This window comes from Microbacterium sp. NPDC060117 (assembly GCF_042729315.1).
Lineage (GTDB): Bacteria > Actinomycetota > Actinomycetes > Actinomycetales > Microbacteriaceae > Microbacterium.
Genome location: NZ_JBHWXR010000001.1, coordinates 1,223,976 through 1,245,188, shown reverse-complemented (window position 1 = coordinate 1,245,188; position 21,213 = coordinate 1,223,976). Strand labels below are relative to the sequence as shown.

General features: G+C 72.5%; 15 protein-coding genes. 7 read left to right on the top strand and 8 right to left on the bottom strand.

Annotated elements, in window-relative coordinates:
- The first annotated feature begins 36 nt into the window (after positions 1-36).
- On the top strand, positions 37-1,803 hold the full coding sequence (locus ACFWCK_RS05560; RefSeq protein WP_378804929.1) for a beta-galactosidase family protein: 1,767 nt from the start codon (positions 37-39) through the stop codon (positions 1,801-1,803).
- 23 nt (positions 1,804-1,826) lie between these two features.
- Here the strand turns inward: ACFWCK_RS05560 and ACFWCK_RS05555 are convergent, their stop codons facing one another.
- Positions 1,827-2,864: an aromatic acid exporter family protein gene (locus ACFWCK_RS05555; RefSeq protein WP_378804928.1), complete on the bottom strand. Its 1,038-nt coding sequence runs from the start codon at positions 2,862-2,864 to the stop codon at positions 1,827-1,829.
- A 113-nt stretch (positions 2,865-2,977) separates the two neighbouring features.
- Between ACFWCK_RS05555 and ACFWCK_RS05550 the strand changes: the two genes are divergently transcribed.
- Positions 2,978-3,307, top strand: a complete 330-nt coding sequence (locus ACFWCK_RS05550) for a hypothetical protein (RefSeq protein WP_378804927.1) — start codon at positions 2,978-2,980, stop codon at positions 3,305-3,307.
- A gap of 221 nt (positions 3,308-3,528) precedes the next feature.
- Positions 3,529-6,372: an AAA family ATPase gene (locus ACFWCK_RS05545; protein WP_378804926.1), complete on the top strand. Its 2,844-nt coding sequence runs from the start codon at positions 3,529-3,531 to the stop codon at positions 6,370-6,372.
- Positions 6,373-6,401: 29 nt separating this feature from the next.
- Here ACFWCK_RS05545 and ACFWCK_RS05540 read toward each other — a convergent pair whose 3' ends face one another.
- Complete coding sequence (locus tag ACFWCK_RS05540) at positions 6,402-7,070, bottom strand: TetR family transcriptional regulator (protein ID WP_378804925.1); 669 nt, start codon at positions 7,068-7,070, stop codon at positions 6,402-6,404.
- Between the two features lie 110 nt (positions 7,071-7,180).
- On the opposite strand from ACFWCK_RS05540, the gene ACFWCK_RS05535 reads away from it, so the two are divergent.
- Positions 7,181-8,011, top strand: a complete 831-nt coding sequence (locus tag ACFWCK_RS05535) for an oxidoreductase (RefSeq protein WP_378804924.1) — start codon at positions 7,181-7,183, stop codon at positions 8,009-8,011.
- Positions 8,012-8,175: 164 nt separating this feature from the next.
- On the opposite strand, the gene ACFWCK_RS05530 is transcribed toward ACFWCK_RS05535, so the two are convergent.
- Positions 8,176-9,144 (bottom strand): siderophore-interacting protein, encoded by a 969-nt coding sequence (locus tag ACFWCK_RS05530; protein WP_378804923.1) that lies wholly within the window; start codon positions 9,142-9,144, stop codon positions 8,176-8,178.
- A gap of 30 nt (positions 9,145-9,174) precedes the next feature.
- On the opposite strand from ACFWCK_RS05530, the gene ACFWCK_RS05525 reads away from it, so the two are divergent.
- The 3 genes from ACFWCK_RS05525 to ACFWCK_RS05515 all read left to right on the top strand — a co-directional run bounded on the left by ACFWCK_RS05525 (position 9,175) and on the right by ACFWCK_RS05515 (position 13,332).
- Complete coding sequence (locus ACFWCK_RS05525) at positions 9,175-10,032, top strand: ABC transporter ATP-binding protein (protein ID WP_378804922.1); 858 nt, start codon at positions 9,175-9,177, stop codon at positions 10,030-10,032.
- Between the two features lie 146 nt (positions 10,033-10,178).
- Complete coding sequence (locus ACFWCK_RS05520) at positions 10,179-11,204, top strand: ABC transporter substrate-binding protein (RefSeq protein WP_378804921.1); 1,026 nt, start codon at positions 10,179-10,181, stop codon at positions 11,202-11,204.
- Between the two features lie 19 nt (positions 11,205-11,223).
- Positions 11,224-13,332, top strand: a complete 2,109-nt coding sequence (locus tag ACFWCK_RS05515) for an iron ABC transporter permease (protein ID WP_378804920.1) — start codon at positions 11,224-11,226, stop codon at positions 13,330-13,332.
- A 136-nt stretch (positions 13,333-13,468) separates the two neighbouring features.
- Here the strand turns inward: ACFWCK_RS05515 and ACFWCK_RS05510 are convergent, their stop codons facing one another.
- The 5 genes from ACFWCK_RS05510 to ACFWCK_RS05490 all read right to left on the bottom strand — a co-directional run bounded on the left by ACFWCK_RS05510 (position 13,469) and on the right by ACFWCK_RS05490 (position 21,174).
- Positions 13,469-15,103 carry a phytoene desaturase family protein gene (locus tag ACFWCK_RS05510; protein WP_378804919.1) on the bottom strand — a complete coding sequence of 545 codons (1,635 nt, stop codon included), beginning with the start codon at positions 15,101-15,103 and terminating at the stop codon, positions 13,469-13,471.
- 40 nt (positions 15,104-15,143) lie between these two features.
- Complete coding sequence (locus tag ACFWCK_RS05505; RefSeq protein WP_233311599.1) at positions 15,144-16,043, bottom strand: universal stress protein; 900 nt, start codon at positions 16,041-16,043, stop codon at positions 15,144-15,146.
- On the bottom strand, positions 16,040-17,542 hold the full coding sequence (locus ACFWCK_RS05500; protein WP_378804918.1) for an APC family permease: 1,503 nt from the start codon (positions 17,540-17,542) through the stop codon (positions 16,040-16,042). Before ACFWCK_RS05500 ends, ACFWCK_RS05505 begins: the two co-directional genes overlap by 4 nt.
- 144 nt (positions 17,543-17,686) lie before the next feature.
- Positions 17,687-18,367, bottom strand: coding sequence for a response regulator (locus ACFWCK_RS05495; RefSeq protein WP_378804917.1), 681 nt, complete (start codon positions 18,365-18,367; stop codon positions 17,687-17,689).
- Positions 18,364-21,174: an ATP-binding protein gene (locus ACFWCK_RS05490; RefSeq protein ID WP_378805040.1), complete on the bottom strand. Its 2,811-nt coding sequence runs from the start codon at positions 21,172-21,174 to the stop codon at positions 18,364-18,366. Before ACFWCK_RS05490 ends, ACFWCK_RS05495 begins: the two co-directional genes overlap by 4 nt.
- Positions 21,175-21,213: the final 39 nt, after the last annotated feature.

The following is a 21,213-nucleotide window of genomic DNA, read 5'->3' as shown; positions in this document are numbered from 1 at the left end:
GTGACGCAAACATCGTGCCGCACCCCGAGGAGAGCCATGACCGAGTCCCTGCGCGCCGCGCTCACCTACGAGGACGGCGTACTGCAGCGCCAGGGCAGGCCGTTCCGGATGCTCTCCGGCGCGGTGCACTACTTCCGGATCCACCCCGACCAGTGGGAGGACCGGCTGCGCCGTCTCGCCGCGATGGGCGCGAACACGGTCGACACCTACATCCCATGGAACTTCCACGAGCGGGTCGAGGGCGCCGTCGACTTCAGCGGCTGGCGCGACGCCGAGCGGTTCATCCGGCTCGCCGGCGAGGTCGGGCTCGACGTGTTCGTTCGCCCGAGCCCGTACATCTGCGCCGAGTGGTCGAACGGCGGGATCCCGTTCTGGCTGAGCGGACGCACCCGCGCGCTGCGCACGAGCGAGCCCGTCTTCCTCGCCGCCGTCGACGCCTGGTACGACGCGCTGATCCCGCGGCTCGCGCCGCTGCAGGCCGCGCACGGCGGCCCCATCACGGCGGTGCAGATCGAGAACGAGTACGGATCCTTCGGCAGCGACCACGACTACCTCGTGCACCTGCGCGACGGGCTGCGTGCGCGGGGCATCGTCGAGCTGCTCACCACCGCCGACGGCGCGACGGCGGACATGGTCCGAAACGGCAGCGTCGAGGGGGCGATGGGGTCGTTCACGTTCGGCACCGGCGTGGCGGAGGCGCAGAGCCTGCGCGTGCCGGACCAGGCGCTGCTGTGCGCCGAGCTGTGGGGCGGCTGGTTCGATCACTGGGGCGAGCAGCACCACGTGCGCTCGGCGGCGAGCATGATCGGCACGGTCGAGGAGCTGCTGGCCGAGGGCGGATCCGTGAGCCTGTACATGGCGCACGGCGGCACGAACTTCGGCCTCTGGGCGGGAGCCAACCACGATCGCGTGCTGCAGCCGACCGTCACGAGCTACGACTCGGATGCGCCGATCGGCGAGGACGGATCCCTGAACGACAAGTTCCATGCGCTGCGGGCCGCGTTCGCCCCGTTCCACGACGGCGACCTGCCGCCGATCCCGGCAGCGCCCCGCCGGCAGCCCGCCGCCTCGACGCCGCTGGTGCCGGTGACCGCGCTGCTCGACGTTGTGCGGGCTGTCCCCGCCGGCGCCACGGCGCCGATGCCGCTCACCTTCGAGGAGCTCGGCGCCGAGGACGGGTTGGTCGCCTACGAAGCGGAGATCTCCTTCGCTCCGGGCGCTGCGCTGACCGTCGACGTGCTGCACGACCGGGCGGTCGTGTTCCTCGACGGGGTGCGCCTCGGCGTGCTCGAGCGCGACGGCGAGCGGACGCTCGACCTTCCCGGGACAGGCGGATCCGGCCTGCTCACCCTCGTCGTGGAGAGCCAGGGGCGCGTCAACTACGGACCGCTCACCGGCGAGGGCAAGGGGATCATGGCGGGGGTGAGGGTCGGACGCCGCTTCGCGCACGGCTGGACCCATCGGGTGATCCCGCAGGACGCGCCGGCCGGCACGGTCGCGGGCGACCCCCTCGCCGCGGCCGCGCCGGCCGACGGCCTCGCGGTCGCCGTGTTCGACGTCGCAGACCCGGCCGACGCCTGGCTCGCGTTCCCCGGCGCCGTCAACGCCCTGGTGTGGCTGAACGGGTTCCTGCTCGGGCGCCACCGCGCGGTCGGCCCGCAGGTCACGCTCTACGCCCCCAGCCCGCTGTGGCGGGAGGGACGCAACGAGATCCGCGTGCTCGACACCGACGGGATCGGGTCCGCCGTCGAGATCCGCGAGGAGCCCGATTTCGGCCCGGTGGAGGAGTTCATCGGATCCTGACCGAGGCCGGGTACGCCCGCTGCTCAGGCCTCGTCGCGCAGGCCGGCGCGGATCCGGCGCAGGTCCTCGGTGAGGGATCCGATCAGCACCCAGTTGCGCGACGACGGCGGGCGGATGTCCAGCGGTGAGGTGAGTGCGGGGATCGCCGAGGTGAGCGCCTCGGGCTCGGGAACCACCTCGGCGAGCTGCACGGCGAGGCGCACGTCGTGGCCCGCGCGGTGCAGCTGATCGGCGATCGGAGCGACCGAGGGCTCGGCCGGGAGCGTGTCGTCGCACTGGTCGACGAAGGCGCGCGTCATGCCGATCACCTGCGTCACGATCGGGCCGAGGCGCTCGAGCAGCGCGCGCATCGCGGTGAACTCCGCGCGATGGCGGGATCCGCGGGGGTTCAGGGTGAGCGACTCCTCGCCGGCGGTGAGCGAGGCGTCGGCGGCATCCTTCATCGGGCGCAGCAGCCGGGCCTCCAGCATGAGCTCCTGAAGGCGGGCGGGACTCTGCTCCACGGCGATCGCGTCGGCCAGGCGGTCGAGGGTGGCCGCGAGCTCCCCGCCGAGCAGAGCCAGATCGCGCCGCACCGGGGCGACCAGCACGGGCGGCACCACGGCGACGTTGACCACGAAGCCGATCGCGGCGCCGATCAGCGTCTCCAGGATCCGGTCGACTGCATAGTCGGGGCTCGCCGATCCGAGCGCGAGCACGAGCATCGCCGAGATCGCGACCTGGTTCGCGGTGCCAGGAGTGGCCTTGAACGACCACGCCACCACCATCGCCACCACGACCGCGAGCAGCACGACCCAGCTGAGGCCGCCGAGGGCGAGGCTCAGCAGCACCGCGATCACGACGCCCGCGATCACGCCGATGCTGCGCTCGACGGCCTTCGCGAACGACTGGTTCACGCTCGGCTGCACCACGAGCAGCGCGGCGATCGCCGCGAACACGGGCAGGTGTCCCGGCACGAGCCAGCCGGCGACGAGCCAGGCCGCGATCGTCGCCGCCGCCGACTTCGCCACCTGCAGCAGCGGCGCGCGTCGGGCGGCGCGGAGGGCGGCGAGCGGACGCATGCTACCCACGGTAGTCCGCGATCTGAGGTACCCGCGTCGGAAGTTAGGGCATCTGCCCGATGGGGGCAGGGGGCCTTAGCGACGAGCGTATGAGTACCGGAGAAGGAGACATCATGGAACTGAACTACGCGATGAGCTACCGCATCACCACGCTGGAGCTCGAGCAGGCCGCGATCCGCGCCGAGCGCGCCAGGATGGCCGCGGAGAACGCCGACCTGATCGTCCGCCGCGACGGGATCCTGCGCCGCGCGCTGCGTCGTCTGCAGGCCCGCCGTGCCGCGGTCGTGCCGGCCCCCGCGGTCGAGACGCGCGAGGCCGAAACGGCCGTGGCCGCCCCCGCGGCTTCCGCGGTCGCCCCCACCACGCAGATCGCGGAGCTCGTCTCCGCGTCGGACGAGACCCGCGACCGCGAGCTCGTCGGCTGCGTCTCGCACGCCGCATGAGCGCAGCGGCGCCCGTCCCGGCGCCCACCGCCACGGCGCCCGCCCTGTCATCGACTGCGGGCGCCCCCGAACGCAAGAGCCTCCCGACGACGGATCCGGCACAGGATCCGCTGCCGCCGGGAGGCTCTTCCGCGTCCGCCGCCGACGCCGCCGGTTCTGCCGAGAGCGGCGCCGCCCGCACGGCGGCGCCCGATGTCCGTGGCGGATGGCACGATGAAGACATGTCCCTCGCCACCACGTCGGCCGCCATGGTCGGGCGCGATGCCGAACTCGCGCTCCTCGACGACGCTCTGCGCCGTGCCGGTGCCGGCGAGTCCGCCTCCGTGCTAATCGGCGGTGAGGCGGGCATCGGCAAGTCCCGGCTGACGGCGGAGTTCCGCCGCCGCGTGGCGGACGAGGCCACGGTGCTGACCGGCTGGTGCCTGGACTACGGATCCACGCCGGCGCCCTTCGGCCCGCTTCCGGCGATCCTGCGCGGGGTGCTCGACGAACTCGGCGACCGCGCCGACGAGGCAGCTGGGCCGGGCCGCGACGCCCTGCAGCTGCTGCTGCCCGAGCGCGCCGTCGGTCCGGTCGATCGCTCGACGATCCGCCCCGAGGGGCTGCGCGAGACGATCGCGAACCTGCTGGAGGCGGCCGCGTCCGTCCGTCCGGTGGTGGTCGTGATCGAAGACCTGCACTGGGCTGACGCCGCGACCCTGTCGATGCTGTCCTTCCTGCTCCGAGCCCTCGCAGGCCGCCCCGTGCTGTTCCTGCTCACCTGCCGCATCGACGAGGTGCGCCGCGGCGGAGCGGTGCGCACGTTCCTCGCCGAGGCCGAGCGCGCCCGCCTCCTCGACCGCGTGACCCTCGACCGCCTGGACGCGAACGCCGTGCGCGATCTCGTGCAGCGCCTGCGCGGACCGGTGGGCGACGTCGGCCTGGCCAAGCTCATGGAGCGCAGCGAGGGCGTGCCGTTCTTCGTCGAAGAGCTGCTCTGCAACGTGCAGGGCCCGATGCCCGACACCCTGCGGGACGTCCTCCTCGCCCGATTCGACGCCCTCGGCGACGACGCGAAGCGCGTGGTGCGGGTCGCCTCGGGATCCGACGGGGCGATCTCCCACGACCTGCTGGCCACGCTCGCCGGCTTCGGCGACGAGCGCCTCGATGAGGCCGTCCGCGAGGCGATGGGAGCCGGCATCGTCGGGGTCGCTGATCGGGAGAGCTACGGGTTCCGGCACGCGCTGCTGCGCGAAGCCGTGCACGACGACCTGCTGCCCGGTGAGCGCGCTCGCCTGCACTGGGCCTATGCCGACGCCCTGGAGGCGGCCGGCGCGGCGCCGTCGACCCTCGCGTTCCACTGGCACCGAGCCCACGACTCCCCGCGTGCGCTCGCGGCGGCGGTCACCGCGATGCAGGAGGCGAAGAACAGCTACGCCTTCTCGACCGCGGCACGCTTCGGCGAACTCGCCCTGGAACTGTGGGAGCAGGTGCCCGACCCGGCGGAGGTCGCCGGCATCGAGCGGATCCCCCTGCTCGCCCAGGTCGGATCCATCCTGCGCAACGGCGGGGACGGGGAGCGCGCGCTCGCCGTGGTCTCGCTCGCCCTCGACGAGATCGACCCCGCGGTCGTCGACCGTTCGGTGCATGCGCGGCTGCTGCGCGACAAGGCGCTCTACCTGCAGAATCTCGGCCGCGGTGGGTCTGCCGACCTGTTCCTGGAGGCGCTCGCGATCGTCGAGTCCGAGCCGGGCCAGGAGCGGCTGCGGGCCGCCCTGCTCGGCTATCTCGCGGGCCGCTACCTCATCGGCGCACGGCTGGAGGACGCGGTCGCGACCGCTGACGAGGCGTTCCGGCTGGCGGAGTCGATCGGCTTCGACAACGTGATGTCCGTCGCCGCGAATCTGCGCGGCTGCAGCCGGATCCATCTCGGAGAGGTCGCGGCCGGTCTCGCCGATTTCCGGCTGTCCTGGGAGCACGCGGCCGATCACGACGCCCAGCTGCGCTATCGCGTCAACTACGCCGACAGCCTCAACATGCTCGGTCGCTTCCGTGAGGCGGTCGAGGTGGCCGAGGCCGGTGTCGCGCACTCGCGGACGCTCGGCGTCGAGCGGTCGACCGGCGCGATCCTGTCGCACAACATGGTCGAACCCCTCCTCGAGCTCGGCGAGATCGACCGGGTGGAGGAGATCTCCGCGCGGGACCTCGCCGTGCGCACGCTGCAGGTCTTCCGGATGTACTCGACGATGTCGCGCATCCGGGCGCTGGTCTGGCGCGGCGAGATGGATGAGGCCGTCCGCGTGCTCGGCGAGTGGCGCTCGATCGCCGAGGGCGTCGCGGCCGTGGAGCGGCAGGTCTGGTACTCGCTGCACGACGTCGAGATCCTCATCGCTCTCGGACTCGGCGACTCGGTGCGCGCCGCCGCGGAACTGCGCATGGTGATCGAGGATCCGGGTCAGCGGCTCGCCCTGATGGGGCGGATCCTGCTCGAGGGCGGCCGGGTCGTCGCCGACCTCCGCGCCGACGGACACGGCGCGCTCGCCGACGCGACGGCCGAGCTCGTGCGCGCACGGTGGTTCTCCCTGCCCGCCGAGCTGCAGCACCCGCACTGGGCCGCCGTGCTCACGGCTCTGCTGGACGCGGATCCGGAACGGCTCGAGGCGGCCGTCGTGCTCGTCGACGGTGAGGACGTGCCCGCTGTCTTCCGCCCGCTCGTCCGGCTGGAGCGCGCCCGAGTGCTCGTGGCGGAGGGCGACAGGACGGCCGCCGTCGAGCTGGTGACCGAGGCCGCCGCGATCGCGGAGGGGCTGGGCCACGACCGGCTGCGCCGCCGCACCACGGAGTTCATGGACGCGGCGGGGCTCAACCGCGCCGCGACGCGCGGTGCGCACACCGCGGAGAGCATCGAGCTCACCGCGCGCGAGCAGCAGGTGCTCGACCTCATCGCCGAGGGGCTCAGCAACCGTCAGATCGGCGAGCGGCTGTTCATCAGCGGCAAGACCGCGAGCGTGCACGTCTCCGCGATCCTGCGCAAGCTCGGCGTCTCCAGCCGCACAGAGGCCGCCGTCGCCCAGCGCGCCCGCTGAGGCCGGCCGCGTGCGTCAGGCGGCGAACGTCAGGCGGCGAGCGTCCCGAGGATCAGCACCTCGATGATCCGGGCGAGGGATCCCTGGAACTGCTCGGGGAGGAACACCAGCGACGGATCGAGCGCGTAGGCGTCGTGCACGGCCTGGGGCGGATGCGTGTGCGTCCAGTACCCGCCCACGGCGATCAGGATCGATCGCGCCGTCTCATCCGCCTGCGGCCCGGTCAGCTCCGGGATCACCTGACGCACCAGTGCCCCGAAGCGCGCGAGCGCTTCATAGCCGTTCCGCTTGAACCTGACGATCGTGTCGGTGGTGACGTTATGCTCCAGGACCCCGGCCTGCGCAGCGATGAGCTCGCAGAGCATCTCGTGCCGGGCGAATGCGGATGCGAGCACGGACGCCGTGGCGGCGACACGGCGCCGGACGTCGTCGCGGGCGTTGATCGCCGCCGGGAGCGAGGCGTGTACCTCGGCGAACAGCTCCGCCGCCTGCTCGCCCAGCAGGTCGAGGAGCACCGCCTCCCTCGACTCGAAATAACGCAGCACGTTCGACTTGGCCAGGCCCACCCGGCGGCTCAGTTCGTTCAGGCTCACGTCGGCCAGGGGCAGTTCCGTGAGCATCGCGGCGGCCGTGTCGAGGATCGCCCGCCGCCGGACCTCACGCTGCTCCTCAGTGCGCGCGCGCTGGAACGTGGTCATCCCGCGATTCTACAGACTGGCGGTCTCTTGACAAGGGACCGATGGTTCTTTATCTTAGAGACCATCGGTCCGATACGAACGCGGACGCGAGGAGAGCGGGAGAAGTCGCCATGGGAGCAAAGGTCGCACTGGTCACGGGGGCCTCGTCCGGAATCGGGGAGTCCGCCGCGCGCCACTTGAGGGACGCCGGGTTCATCGTCTACGCGGCCGCGCGACGAGTGGACCGGATGGCCGGGCTGGAGCGGGCGGGCATCCGCACGATCGCCCTCGATGTGACCGATGACGCCTCCGCGCGCGTCGCGGTCGAGCGGATCCTTGCCGAGCAGGGGCGGATCGACGTCCTGGTGAACAACGCGGGTTACGGATCGTACGGTGCGCTGGAGGATGTGCCGCTCGCCGAAGCGCAGGCGCAGCTCGACGTGAACGTGCTGGGCCTCGCCCGGATGGCGCGGCTCGTGCTGCCGCAGCTGCGCGCCCAGCGCAGCGGGACGATCATCAACATCTCCTCGATGGGCGGGAACTTCACGACACCGCTCGGAGCCTGGTACCACGCCAGCAAGTACGCGGTCGAGGCGATCAGCGACGCGCTGCGCATGGAGCTCGGGCCGTTCGGCATCGACGTCGTCGTGGTTCAGCCCGGATCCATCCGCACCGAGTGGGGCGCGATCGCCGCGGCCACCGTGCTCGAGACCTCGGGCGACGGTCCGTACCGGGCGCAGGCGGAGGCGGTCGCGAACGCCCTCGGCAACAGCTCGCGCCCGGATGCTCGTCTGACCTCCTCGCCCGATGTCGTCGCACGGGCGATCGTGAGGGCGGCGACGGCGCGGCGTCCGCGCCCTCGCTATCGCATCGGGTTCGGTGCGAAGCCGCTCGTACTCGCGCGCCGGATCCTGCCCACGCGGGTCTTCGACCGCCTCATCCAGCGCGCCGTCTCCGCCTGACGCCCCGCGGATCCGCGCCGCGCCCTCGGCTCGCGCTCCGACCGCGAGACCGAACCTCCACCCCGAGACCGCGTCTCAGATCGTCGGTCTCGGGACGGAGGTTCGGTCTCGCGGGCATGGGGCGATCATGAGGCGGACGCCGGCGTCGGAATGGGGCGTCGCTCTCAGGCCGCCTCGGCCCGGCCCCGGCGCCAGTAGCCCATGAACGCGACGGAACGGCGGTCGATGCCGAGGCCGCGCACGAGATGCCGGCGCAGTGCGGTGATCGTCGACGCCTCCCCGGCGAGCCAGGCGTAGCAGGATCCGATGGCGGTCTCCGGAACCTCCCAGAGCACGTCGTCCTCGTTCGGATCCGCGAGTTCCGCCCCCGCGGCCGCGTCGAGCCCCGCTCCGGGCGCGGCGGGACCTGCGGCGCCGGACGTGGCTGCGGCGCCGGACGGCGGCGCGCTCTCGACGGCCCGTGTCTCACCCCAGGCGTGCACGGCAGCGCTCAGGCGCAGCCCGTGCGCCGCGCTCCCGCGGGCCAGCCACCGGACCGCGACGCCCTCGGGTGCGGCGAGCGGCAGGGCGTCGGCCTCGGTGGGCACCTCGATGTAGACGGATCCGGTGACGTGCGCGGGCAGCGACTCGACGATCGCGCAGATCGCGGGCACGGCGGTCTCGTCGCCGGCGATGAGAACGGAGTCGGCGTCACCCGGATTCCACTCCAGCCCTCCGGTCTCGTCGGCGCGCGCATCGGGACCGATCACGACCAGCGGTGCGCCCGGCGCGGCGGCCGAGGCCCAGGCGGACGCGGGCCCCTCCGTGCCGTGCAGCACGAAGTCGACGTCGATCTCGCGACTCTGCGGCCGTACCGCGCGGATCGTGTAGGTGCGGATCGGATTGCGCGTCTCATCGGGGAGTTCTCGCCACCGGCGATACCACTCCATCATGCCGACCGATTCGTCGAACTGGCCGACATCGGTGAAGGATCCGTCGGGCAGCGGCAGCACGAGCTTGATGCGCTGATCGAGGCCCGCCGTGCCGAAATGCACGAGATCGGGGCCGGTCAGCGTCATCCGCAGGAAGTTCGGAGACAGCTGCTCGCGGCGGGCGACGGTGGTGCGGTAGGTCCGGTAGGGATGATGTGACACGCCCTCAAGGATAGGTTAGGCTCCCCTAACATGACGAATCGGATCCTCTCCGTCGCCTCCGCCCCGTCCGGGCTCGAGGCGGAGGGCCTCACGCTGCACTACGGCCGCACACCCGTCGTGCACGACGTCGCGCTGGCCCTTCGTCCGGGGACCGTCACGGCGCTCATCGGTCCGAACGGCAGCGGCAAGTCGACGGCCTTGCGGGCCATCGCGCGGCTGCACCGCATGCAGGCCGGATCCGTGCACATCGACGCCGACGGCACCCGCCGGGACGCCGCCGCACTAGATGCGAAGGAGTTCGCGCGCACCGTCGCGATGCTGTCGCAGTCGCGGCCGCACCCCTCCGGCCTGGAGGTGCGCGACGTCGTCGCCTTCGGCCGGCACCCGCATCGGGGCCGGTTCTCGGGTCTGCGCGACGAGGACCGCACCGCCATCGACCGTGCGCTGGCGCTCACGGGCCTGGGCGCCATGGGCGCCCGCCCGGTGGACGAGCTCTCCGGAGGGGAGCTGCAGCGCGTCTGGCTGGCCACTGCGCTCGCGCAGACCACGCCGATCCTGCTGCTCGACGAACCCACCAACCACCTCGACCTGCGCTACCAGATCGAGACGCTCGACCTCATCCGCGACCTCGCCGACGCGGGCACGGCGCTGGGCGTCGTGCTGCACGACCTCGACCACGCCGCCGCGGTCGCGGACCGGGTCGTGCTCCTGCACGACGGTCGTGTGCGCGCCTTCGGCACCCCCGCCGAAGTGCTCACCGGCGAGAACCTGTCGGCCGCCTACGGGCTGCGCATCGACACCGCGCTCGACGACGACGGCCGCGTGCGGGTGATACCGCGAGGCCGGCACAGTGCCCGCCGCCCCGCCCGCGAACCGCAACTCGCCTGACGCGGGCCGGGCCCCGGCACCGCGTCCGCCGCCGGGCCGCCTCACTGCACCGCGCCGCCGCCTCGCGGCCCGGGCGTCGGATCCGCCGAACCGGGCCTCTGTCCTCGACCACCCTCGACCCCGCACCCCACCGACCCTGGAGAACCATGCGCAAGCCCCTCGCCGTCCTCTCGTTGCTCGCCGCGAGCACCCTCGCCCTCGCCGGCTGCGGAACGACCTCCGTCGCCGCGCCCACCGGCAGCGCCGCCCCCGCCGCGAGCGCCGAGTGCGCGACCGATGCCACGGCGACGTCCACGGGGCCCGTCACCGTGACCGACGCCCTCGGCCGCACCGTGAAGCTCGACAAGCCCGCGGAGCGTGTCGCCGTGCTGGAGTGGCAGCAGGTCGAGGACGCGCTCACCCTGTGCGTGACCCCCGTCGCCGTGGCCGACGCGGCCGGCTATCGACAGTGGGACAAGGCCGAGACTCTCCCCGAGGGCGTGAAGGACGTGGGCACCCGCCAGGAGCCGAACCTCGACGCGCTGTTCCAGACCAAGCCCGACCTCGTCATCGTCGAGGCGCAGACCCGCGACGACGCGATCATCGGCCAGCTCGAGAAGTACGGCGTGCCGGTGCTCGTCACGGTCGGCGCCGACGCGAAGGATCCGGTGAAGCAGCTGCTCGCGACCTTCGACCTCATCGCGCAGGCCACCGGTCGCACCGAGCGGGCCGCGGACGTCGCGACGGAGATGAAGAACCACCTCGCGGAGGCGAAGAAGACGCTCGCCGCGGCGAAGCCCTCCAGCACCGACTTCGTCTACTTCGACGGCTGGGTGGACGGCGGCACGGTGTCGCTGCGTCCGTTCGGCACCGGATCGCTGATCGGCGCGATCGGCGGCGAGCTGGGTCTCACGAACGTCTGGAAGGGCGAGACCGATCCCGCATACGGACTCGGCAGCACCGACATCGAGGGCATGACCACGGTCGGATCCGCCACTCTGCTGCACACCGGCACCGACGATCCCGACAGCGACAGCTTCATCGCCGCAGCCGAGAAGAACCCGGCCTGGGCCTCGATCCCGGCGGTCAAGGAGAAGCGGATCCACGCGTTCCCGACCGGGATCTGGACGTTCGGCGGACCGCGCTCGGCCGAGAAGATCGCCGACGCGTACGTCGACGCGTTCCGCAAGTGAGCGGGTGGCGGTGAGCGCGATGCGGGTGGTAGAGCAGGGGTCGGCGATCACGGCGGAGGCGCCGGGATCGCCGGCCGGGGCGCGCGCGGACGCGCGGGCGACGACCGGAGCGGGCGGGAGCCCCGCGTCCGGCGTCCGGGCGCGCCTCGGTGCCGTCGGGGTGCTGGTCCTGCTCGCCATCGCGCTCGCCGCCACCGCGGGTTGGCACCTCACTCAGGGCACGAGCGGCGCGGTCTGGGCGAACCCCGACATCCTGCTCGGCGCGCGCCTGCCCCGGCTCGCCGCCGGCGTGGCCGTCGGCATCGCGCTCGGCATGGCCGGCCTGCTCATGCAGTCGCTGGCGCGCAACGCCCTGGCCTCTCCCGACACGCTCGGTGTGACCGCGGGCTCGTACCTCGCGATCACCGCGGTCGCCGCGTTCGGGATCTCGATCCCGTTCTGGGCGTCGGGGATCGTCGCATTCGCCGGCGGGTTGGTCGCCGCGGTGATCGTGCTGGGGCTCGCGGGAGGCGCCGGATCCTCGACGACTCGGCTGGTGCTCGCCGGATCCGCGCTGGCCCTGGCGTTCCAGGCCGCGACCTCGGCGCTGCTGATCCTGTTCAGCGAGCAGACCAAGGGACTGCTCGCCTGGGGGAGCGGCAGCCTGTCCCAACTCGGGCTGGAGGCGTTCCTGCGCGCGGCGCCGGTCGTCGTGGTCGCCGGACTGCTGGCGCTGCTGCTCGCCCGCCGACTGGACGTCCTCGCGCTCGGTGACGACCTGGCCGCATCCCTGGGCGTGCGGATCCGTTCGACGCGCATCCTCGGGATCCTGCTGGCGGTGCTGCTGACCGCGACCGCCGTCACCCTCGCCGGTCCGCTCGGGTTCGTCGGACTGTGCGCGCCCGTGCTCGCCCGCCTGCTGGTGCGGGTCGTGCCGGGGCTCGGCCGACACGCACTGCTGCTGCCCGCCTCCGGACTCATCGGCGCGCTCGTGGTGATCCTCGCCGACGCTCTGCTGCGGCTCGTCATCGGGGCCGAGGGTGCGATCGCCGTGCCCACGGGCGTGGCGACGACGGTGCTCGGATCCGTCGTGCTCGTGGTGATGGCGCGCCGGTTGCGCGACTCCGGGCCCACACGGCGGCCGCCGTCGATCCGGTTCGGGGTACGAGGGCCGCTGCACTTCCGGCTCGTGCTCGCGATCTCGGCCGTGCTGGTTGTCGCCGTCAGCGTCGGCGGCCTGCTGCTCGGTGCGACGCCGCTGCTCACCGGCGACGTGCTGCTCTGGCTGCAGGGTCAGGCGCCGCCGCAGATCGCTTTCGCGCTGGACGAGCGGGCGCCGCGGGTGATCGCCGCCGTCACGGCGGGTGCGGCGCTCGCGCTCGCCGGGTGCCTGACGCAGGCCGTGAGCCGCAATCCGCTCGCCGATCCGGGCCTGCTCGGCATCACGGGCGGCGCGGGGCTCGGCGCGGTGCTCGTGGTGACGAGCGCTGCGGCCTCGACGTTCGGCATGCTCGTGGCGGCGGTGGTCGGCGCGATCGCGGCGTTCGCACTCGTGTACCTGCTGGCCTGGCGTGGCGGGCTCAGCGCGGACCGGTTCATCCTCATCGGGATCGGCGTCTCGTCAGCGGCGGTCGCGCTCACCTCGTTCGTGCTGCTGCGGGCGAGCCCGTTCGACACACCGAAGATCTACACCTGGCTGAGCGGTACGACGTACGGCCGGATCTGGGAGCAGGTCGTGCCGCTGGCCGTCGTGCTACTGATCGCGCTGCCCGTGGTGATGATGCGCAATCGGGAACTGGATCTGCTCGCGCTCGACGAGGACACCCCGCGCACGCTCGGCGTGAAGCTCGAGCGCTCGCGCCTGCTGATCCTCGCGGTGGCCGCGCTCCTCGCGGCGTTCAGCGTGGTGGCCGTCGGCGTGATCGGCTTCGTCGGGCTCGTCGCCCCGCACGCCGCGCGCGCCCTGGTCGGCGGCCGACACGCCCGCGTGGTGCCGGTCGCGGTGCTGCTGGGGGCGGTGCTGGTGGGTCTCGCGGACGCGGTGGGCCGCACGGTCATCGCGCCGGCGCAGCTGCCCGCCGGGCTCGTCGTCGCGGTCCTCGGCGCCCCGTACTTCGTCTGGCTGCTCTGGCGCTCCCGCGACGTGTGAGGCCGGGCCTCCCCCCTCCGGGGTCGTTGAGCGAGGACGGCGAAGCCGACCGAGACGAAACGCGGTCACCTACGAGGGTGCGGCGTTTCGCCTCGCGCCGGCTGCGCCGGTGCTCGCTCAACGATTTCCGGTCGGCTCAGCCCGCGGCGTCGGCCTCGAGCACCGCCATCGCGGCGTTGTGCCCGCCGATGCCCGAGACCGCGCCGCCGCGGACCGCGCCGGATCCGCACAGCAGCACGTCCGGGAAGCGGGTCGCCACACCCCAGCGCTGAGCGGGGGTGCCGAGCTCCGCGTCGTCCTCGGCCCAGGGCCAGGACAGCGGGCCGTGGAAGATGTTGCCGCCCGGCATCGCGAGCGCCTCCTCCAGGTCGCGCGTCGTCTTGACCTCGATGCACGGCTTCCCCGTCGCGTCGATGGCGAGGACGTCCTCGATCGGCTCCGCGAGGACCGAGTTCAGCGAGGCGAGCACCGCGGTGCGGATCCGGTCCCGCAGCTCGTCGTTGCCGATCCGGTCGACGAGGCGGTCCGGCACGTGCAGGCCGAACAGGGTGAGCGTCTGCGCGGGGGTGTCGCGGAGCGACTCGCCCAGGATCGTCCGATCGCTCAGCGTGTGGCAGTAGATCTCGCACGGCATCGGATCCGGGAGCTCACCCGCCTCCGCGCGCTCGAAGGCGGCCTGCAGCTGCACGCCGAGCTCGTTGATGTGGAAGGTCCCCGCGAACGCCGCCTCGGTCGCGACGGTCTCGTCGCGCAGCTTCGGCAGCCGGGTCAGGAACAGGTTCACCTTCGCCTGTGCGCCCTCGGGGCGGACGACGGCGGCGCCATCCGCGAAGCCGGGCCTGTCGATCGCCGCGGCGTCGCCGAGCAGCCGGTCGAGCACGGCGGGCGCGACATTCGAGAGGATCGTGCGGGCGGCGACGGTGCGCAGCTCGCCGTCGTGGCGGTACTGCACGGTCGCGAGGCCGGCCTCCGACGCGGGGACGACGGACAGCGCCTCGGCTCCGGTCAGCACGGTCGCGCCGGCGGACGCGGCGGCCCGGGCGATCTCGCCCGAGACCGCCCCCATGCCGCCGACCGGCACGTCCCAATCGCCCGTGCCGCCGCCGATCACGTGGTACAGGAAGCACCGGTTCGCGTCGAGCGCCGGATCGTCGAGGCTCGTGAACGTCCCGATCAGCCCGTCGGTCGCGACGACACCGCGCACCAGGTCGCTGCGGAACCGAGCATCGATCGTCGCGCCGAGCGGGCGCTCGATGAACGCGTCCCACACCTCGTCGTCGCCGAGGAGCGCCTTCGCCGCAGCGCGCGTCGGCAGCGGCTCGGTCAGGGTCGGGAACAGCGCCTCCGCGATCCGCCGGGTCTCGTCGGAGAACTCGTCCCAGGCGGCCAGGTCGGAGGCCGTGACCCCGGCGCGGGCGAAGTCGGCCCTGGCCCCCTCGGCGTCCGCCGCGCGGTCGACGAGCAGGCCGCGGGTCGGGTCGAGCGGATCCGGCGTGTACGACGAGTAGCGCCGCCGGACGAGGCTGATGTCCAGGCCCAGATCGTCGATGATCCGCTGCGGCAGCAGGCTCACCAGGTACGCGTAGCGGGACAGCCGCGCGTCGACGCCCTCGAACGCCTGCGCGGACACGGCCGCCCCGCCGACGTGGTCGTCGCGCTCGAGCACGAGCACGCGGCAGCCGGCCTGGGCCAGATAGGCCGCGGCGGTCAGTCCGTTGTGGCCCCCTCCGACGATGACGGCGTCGTAGTCGGGGGTCTTGTCGTCGGGCATGGGAGGTCCTCGTTCGTCGCGGCGGACAGGCGGATCCGGCTCACTCGGTCGTCGCCGCACCGGGCACGGCGACGACGGGGACCGGCGCATAGCGGATGATCTTGGCCGCACTGGATCCCAGGAACACGCGGGCGATCGGATGCGTCGACGAGGAGCCGATGGCGAGGATGTCGCCCTCCTCCCAGTCGAGCCGGCGGATCGCGCGGGCCCAATCGGATCCCTCGGCGATCGTGAACGTGAGCGTGTCGTCGTCGAAGCCCTGCGAGCGCAGGAACTCCTCCGCATCGTGCTGAGCGTTGCCCGCCTGCATCCGCCACAGATCGATCACCTGGGTCTCGGCGTGGCCCATCCGGGACGTCACGGGACGGCGGGGCGGAGCGACGACGAAGGTCACCACGCGCAGCCGCGCCCCTGTGCGCCGACAGATCTCGGCGACGCCGGTGAGCAGCGACCAGCTCGCGTCGTCGTCGCGGAACGCGACTGTGACGCGGTTCACGCCGCTGTCGGTGCGGTAGCCCCGCGGCGCGATGGCCACGGGGATCGGCGACGAGTGCACGAGCCGGTCGGTCTTCGAGCTGAGCCTGATGCGGCCGGGCTCGGCGTCGCCGCTCGAGCCGACGACGAGCATCCGCGCCTCGTGTTCCGTCGCCTGTTCGACGAGGGCCTGCGGCACGGAGCGCCCGCTCACCCAGACCGCGGTGCCGTCGACGCCGGGGTGCTGGGCGAGGTCGGCGCGCGCCTCCTCGGCGGTGATCTCGCCCTCGCTCGCCGCCCAGTCCTCGAACTCCCGGTCCGTGCCGCCGGCGAGCGGGGTGCGCCATCCCTGGGGGACGACGGACACGGCGCGGACCGGCTGTGGCTCGGAGCGTGCGAACTGGCAGGCGAGTTCGATGGCGGAGCGGTCGTTGTTGTGGGGGCCGTAGCCGACGAGGTAGGTCACTTGCTCTGATCCTCGAGTTCGGGGTGGATGGGTTCGGAGATCTCCTCGTCGGAGGTGTAGGTGTTCAGTGTGGCCTTGCGGCGCCCGTAGAGCACATAGAACAGGAACACGATCACGAGCCAGCTCACGCAGATGATCCAGGTGATGGGCTGCAGCTGGGTCAGCACGTACACGCACACCAGGACGGTGAGGATCGGCACGACCCACGGGCCGAACGGGACCTTGTACGGCCGTTCGATCTCGGGGTGGGTGCGGCGCAGGACCATCAGGGAGATCGCGACGATGCTGAACGCGACCAGCGTGCCGAAGGAGACGCTGTCCCACAGGTAGTCCGCCGGCACGAACCCGGCGACGAGGGCGACGATGATCGACACCGTGAGGGTGTTGAAGACCGGGGTGCCGAACCGCGGGCTGACGCGCTCGAACTTCTTCGAGACCATGCCGTCGCGGGAGATGGAGAACAGGATGCGGGTCTGGCCGTAGAGGGTGACCAGCGTCACCGAGAACACGGAGATCACCGCACCCGCGGACAGGATGATCGGCCAGATCGGGTTCCCGGTCACGTTCAGCAGGATCTTCGCCAGGCCGGCCTCGCCGGCCTCCTTCGTCGCGAACCAGCCGGCGGGCTCGGCGGCGAGGCCCGCGACGGAAACCAGGACGTAGATCACGGTGACGATCAGCAGCGCGCCGATGATCGCGCGGGGGATCGCCTTCTGCGGGTTGCGCACCTCCTCGGACGCGGTGGCGACCGCGTCGAGTCCGATGTAGGAGAAGAAGATCACACCCGCCGCGCCGCTGATCCCGGACGCCTGCCCGAAGAAGTTCGCGAAGTGGTCGGAGTTGAACGCGGTGAACGCGAGGACCACGAACAGCAGCAGCACGCCGAGCTTGATGCACACCATGATCGCGTTCACCGTCGCGGACTCCGACGCGCCCCGGATCAGCAGCAGCATGCACAGGCCGATCAGTACCACGGCGGGCAGGTTGATGAACCCGCCGTTCGGGGATCCGTCGGGGTTCGGGATGAACGTCAGTGACAGCGCCGTCGGCAGCTCGAAATGGAACAGCTGGAGCAGCAGCTCGTTGAAGTAGCCGCTCCAGCCGACCGCGACGGCCGAGACGGCGAGGCCGTACTCGAGCAGCACCGCGCCGCCGACCAGGACCGCCGCCCCCTCGCCCAGCGCGTGATACGTGTACGAGTAGCTCGATCCGCTGACCGGGATCGCCGAGGCGAGCTCGGCATAGCACAGCGCTGACAACCCGGCGGCGATCGCCGCGAGCAGGAAGGAGAGGATGACCGCCGGTCCCGCCAGGGGGACCGCGCTGCTGAGGACGAAGAAGACACCGGTGCCGACGGTGGCGCCGACCCCGAACATCGTCAGCTGGAACGTGCCCAGATTGCGGGACAGCTCCTCGCCCTGATGGTGCCGGCGCTGAAAGATGATCGGCTTGCGACGCACCAGCTGTCGTCCGAAGGACGGGGTGTGATTGGTGGACATGGGGCTCCCAAAGGCCGGTGGCGGGCGTCTTCGACCGCCGTTGCCTCATGCTGGCACTCGACGAGAGCGATACCAACGGCTCTCCGAAGGAGGCTGTCTGGGATCTCAGACTGCCGGGCTCGGTCGCTTGTCAGTGCGCGCGGATCAGGCCGGGTCCAGCACCAGGCGGTAGCCCATGCCCTGCTCGGTGAGCAGGTGTTCCGGCGCGCTGGGGGTGCGCTCGAGCTTCTTGCGCAGCTGTGACAGGTACAGCCGCAGATATCCGGTGTCGGTGATCTGCTCGGTGCCCCAGATCTCGCGCAGCAGCTCCTGCCGGGTGACGAGCGCGCCGGGGTGGCGGGCCAGATGCTCCAGGATCTGCCACTCCGTCGGCGTGAGGTGCACGCGGGATCCGCCGCGCGTCACGGCCTTTGCCGCCAGATCCACCTCGACCTCGCCGAACGCCACCGACGACTCGGCCGGTGCTCCGCCGCGGCGGCGGGCGAGGGCGCGCAGTCGCGCGAGCAGCTCGTCGATCTGGAACGGCTTGGTCACGTAGTCGTCGGCGCCCGCGTCGAGCGCCTCGACCTTGTCGGCGGATCCGGTCCGTCCCGACACGACCAGGATCGGCACGTCGCTCCAGCCGCGCAGCGCCTCGATCACCGCGATCCCGTCGAGCTTCGGCATCCCGAGATCGAGCAGCACGATGTCGGGGTGGGCCTGGGCGGCCATCGCGATCGCGGCGGCGCCGTCTCCAGCGGCGATCACGTCGTAGCCGTGCGCGGCGAGCGTGATCCGCAGGGCGCGCACGAGCTGCGGGTCGTCGTCGGCCACGAGCAGTTTCATCGCGGGTCTCCGTCCGTCGCGGGGCTGGCGCTGTCAGTGTTCGAGGAGCGATATTCGTCCGTTCCGGCGTCGAAACCGAGCAGACTCTGCTCCTCGAAACCGGCGGGGGCTTCGGCGAGCGGCAGCGACACCACCATCGTGAGACCGCCGCCGGGGGTGTCCTCGGCCGTCAGCGTACCGCCCATGCCCTCGGCGAAACCCCGGGACAGGGCGAGACCCAGACCGAGGCCGGTCGTGTTGTCGGTGTCGCCGTGCCGCTGGAAGGGCAGGAACGCGCTCTCGCGCTGATCCTCGGGGATGCCCTCGCCGCGGTCCGCGACCCGGATCTCGGCGCGCTCGCCGAGCCGGCTCGTCGACACGATCACGCGCTCGCCGGCCGGGGAGTGGCGCACCGCGTTGGTGAGCAGGTTCACGAGCACGCGCTGCAGCAGCACCGGATCCGCGCGGAGGCCGGGCAGCGCCGGATCCAGGGCGAGCTCGACGTCCGCGGGCCCGAGCGACAGCTCGTCGAGCGCGGAGACCACGCCGCCTGCGGCGTCCACCCGGCCCAGCGACACCGCCAGCACCCCGGCCTGCACACGGCTGACATCGAGCAGATCCGTGACCAGGCGCGACAGCGTGGCGAGGCTCTCATCGGCGGTCTCGACGAGCTCGGCGCGGTCCTCCGCCGAGAGGCGGTGCGCGCTGCGGAGCCCGCCGACGGCGGCGACGGCGGCGGCGAGAGGCCGACGCAGGTCGTGGCTGAGGGCGGAGAGCAGGGCGCTGCGCACCTGATCCGTCTCGGCGAGGACCGCGGCGTGGCTCGCCGTCTCGCGCAGATCGGTGTGCTCGATCGCGGCGGCGAGCTGCGCCACGATCGCGTCGAGCAGGCGGCGGCCCGCGGCGTCGAGATCCGCCCCGTGCAGCTCGAGGACCGCGCGCGGCTGTCCGTCCGCGCCGATGCCGACGGGCACGGTCTCGACCTGCGGATCCTGTCGGCCGCCGCCGGCCGGCGCGCCGGATGACCGCGAGACCGAACCTCCGTTGCGAGACCGACGATCCGCACCTCGGTCTCGGGACCGAGGTTCGGTCTCGCGGTCGACCGAAGGGTGCGCCACGTCGTCTGCGTCGTCCGCGGCGTGGTCCGGATCCCCTCCGGCGACATTTCCGCCGAGCGGCTCTCCGTCCGCGGCGATCACCGCACCGTCGGGGGAGAGCAGCCGGATGCCGCTCAGCCCGAACGCCTCGCGCGCCCGCGCGACGAGGGCGGTGGGGGCGCTGTCCCCGCGCAGCACGTTGCCGGCGACGGCCGCGAGCAGCTCGGCCTCACCGGCCGCACGCTGAGCGGCGCGGGCGCGTCGAGCCGCCTGGTCCACGACGATGCTCACGAGCACCGCGATCACGACGTAGAGGGCGAGCGCGAGGGCGTGCAGCGGATCCGCGATCGTGACCGTGAAAAGCGGTTCGACGAAGAGGAAGTCCAGCGTGAATCCGCTCAGCACGGCCGCGAACAGCGCGGGGCGCAGCCCGCCGATGAGGGCCACCACGACGACCAGGAGCTGGTAGCTGAGCACGTCGGTGGTGATGGATCCGGGTGCTTTGAGCGCGAACAGCAGCCAGGACAACAGCGGTCCGCCGACCAGTGCCACGGCGAAGCCGATGAGCTGGCGGCGCCATCCCAGCGCCCCGCCGCTGATCGACGGGAGCGGTCCCCGACGTCCGGCCGCGGCGTGGGTCACGATGTGCACGTCGATGTCACCGGAACGGCGGATGATCTCCGCGCCGATGCCGGGCCCCGTGAGGGCCGCGGAGAGGCGCGAGCGCCGGCTCACGCCGATCACGAGCTGGCTCGCGTCGACCGACTGCGCGAACTCGACCAGGGTGCCCGGCACGTCGTCGCCCACGAGCTGGTGATAGCTGCCGCCGAGCGACTCCACGAGACCGCGCTGGGCGCTGAGGGCACCGGGGCGATCGCCGCGCAGGCCGTCCTGCGTGGTGACGTGCACCGCGAGCAGCTCTCCGCCGGCCGAGCGCGCCGCGATCCTCGCGCCCCGGCGCAGCAGGGTCTCGCCCTCGGGGCCGCCGGTGAGGGCGACGACCACGCGCTCGCGGGCCTGCCAGGCGCTGTCGATGCCGTGCTGGGTGCGGTAGCTGCGCAGAGCGCTGTCCACCTCGTCGGCCAGCCACAGCAGCGCCAGCTCGCGCAGCGCCGTGAGGTTGCCCAGGCGGAAGTAGTTCGACAGCGCCGCGTCGATGCGCTCGGCCGGATACACCTGGCCTGCGGACAGCCGGTCGCGCAGGGTCTGCGGGGCGAGGTCGACGACCTCCACCTCGTCCGCGTCGCGGATCACCGCGTCCGGCACGGTCTCCTGCTGCACGACGCCCGTGATCTTCTCGACCACGGCGTTGAGCGATTCGATGTGCTGCACGTTCACGGTGGTGATCACGTCGATGCCGGCGTCCAGCAGCTCCTGCACGTCCTGCCAGCGCTTGCCGTTGCGGGATCCGGGCGCGTTGGTGTGCGCCATCTCGTCGATGAGCGCGAGTGCGGGCCGGCGGGCGAGCACCGCGTCGACGTCGAGCTCGTCGAGCTGCACCCCGCGGTGCGACACCGCTCGGCGCGGCACCTCCTCGATGCCGCGGGTCTGCGCGAGCGTCGCCTCGCGGCCGTGCGTCTCCACGATCCCGATCACCACGTCGCGCCCGGCCTCGGCGAGGCGTCGGCCCTCGCCGAGCATCTCGTAGGTCTTGCCCACGCCGGGCGCCGCGCCCAGGAGCACGCGCAGGCGCCCGCGGGAGCCGGATCCGCCCTCGCGCCTCGCGCCCATCATCGCCTCGCTCACTGCACGTGCCCTCTCGTCGCCGCG

Excerpts from the sequence above, each read along its gene's own strand:
- ACFWCK_RS05560 (WP_378804929.1), top strand. The coding sequence starts at position 37 with ATGACCGAGTCCCTGCGCGCCGCGCTCACCTACGAGGACGGCGTACTG.
- ACFWCK_RS05555 (WP_378804928.1), bottom strand. The coding sequence starts at position 2,864 with ATGCGTCCGCTCGCCGCCCTCCGCGCCGCCCGACGCGCGCCGCTGCTG.
- ACFWCK_RS05550 (WP_378804927.1), top strand. The coding sequence starts at position 2,978 with ATGGAACTGAACTACGCGATGAGCTACCGCATCACCACGCTGGAGCTC.
- ACFWCK_RS05545 (WP_378804926.1), top strand. The coding sequence starts at position 3,529 with ATGTCCCTCGCCACCACGTCGGCCGCCATGGTCGGGCGCGATGCCGAA.
- ACFWCK_RS05540 (WP_378804925.1), bottom strand. The coding sequence starts at position 7,070 with ATGACCACGTTCCAGCGCGCGCGCACTGAGGAGCAGCGTGAGGTCCGG.
- ACFWCK_RS05535 (WP_378804924.1), top strand. The coding sequence starts at position 7,181 with ATGGGAGCAAAGGTCGCACTGGTCACGGGGGCCTCGTCCGGAATCGGG.
- ACFWCK_RS05525 (WP_378804922.1), top strand. The coding sequence starts at position 9,175 with ATGACGAATCGGATCCTCTCCGTCGCCTCCGCCCCGTCCGGGCTCGAG.
- ACFWCK_RS05520 (WP_378804921.1), top strand. The coding sequence starts at position 10,179 with ATGCGCAAGCCCCTCGCCGTCCTCTCGTTGCTCGCCGCGAGCACCCTC.
- ACFWCK_RS05515 (WP_378804920.1), top strand. The coding sequence starts at position 11,224 with ATGCGGGTGGTAGAGCAGGGGTCGGCGATCACGGCGGAGGCGCCGGGA.
- ACFWCK_RS05510 (WP_378804919.1), bottom strand. The coding sequence starts at position 15,103 with ATGCCCGACGACAAGACCCCCGACTACGACGCCGTCATCGTCGGAGGG.
- ACFWCK_RS05500 (WP_378804918.1), bottom strand. The coding sequence starts at position 17,542 with ATGTCCACCAATCACACCCCGTCCTTCGGACGACAGCTGGTGCGTCGC.
- ACFWCK_RS05495 (WP_378804917.1), bottom strand. The coding sequence starts at position 18,367 with ATGAAACTGCTCGTGGCCGACGACGACCCGCAGCTCGTGCGCGCCCTG.
- ACFWCK_RS05490 (WP_378805040.1), bottom strand. The coding sequence starts at position 21,174 with ATGGGCGCGAGGCGCGAGGGCGGATCCGGCTCCCGCGGGCGCCTGCGC.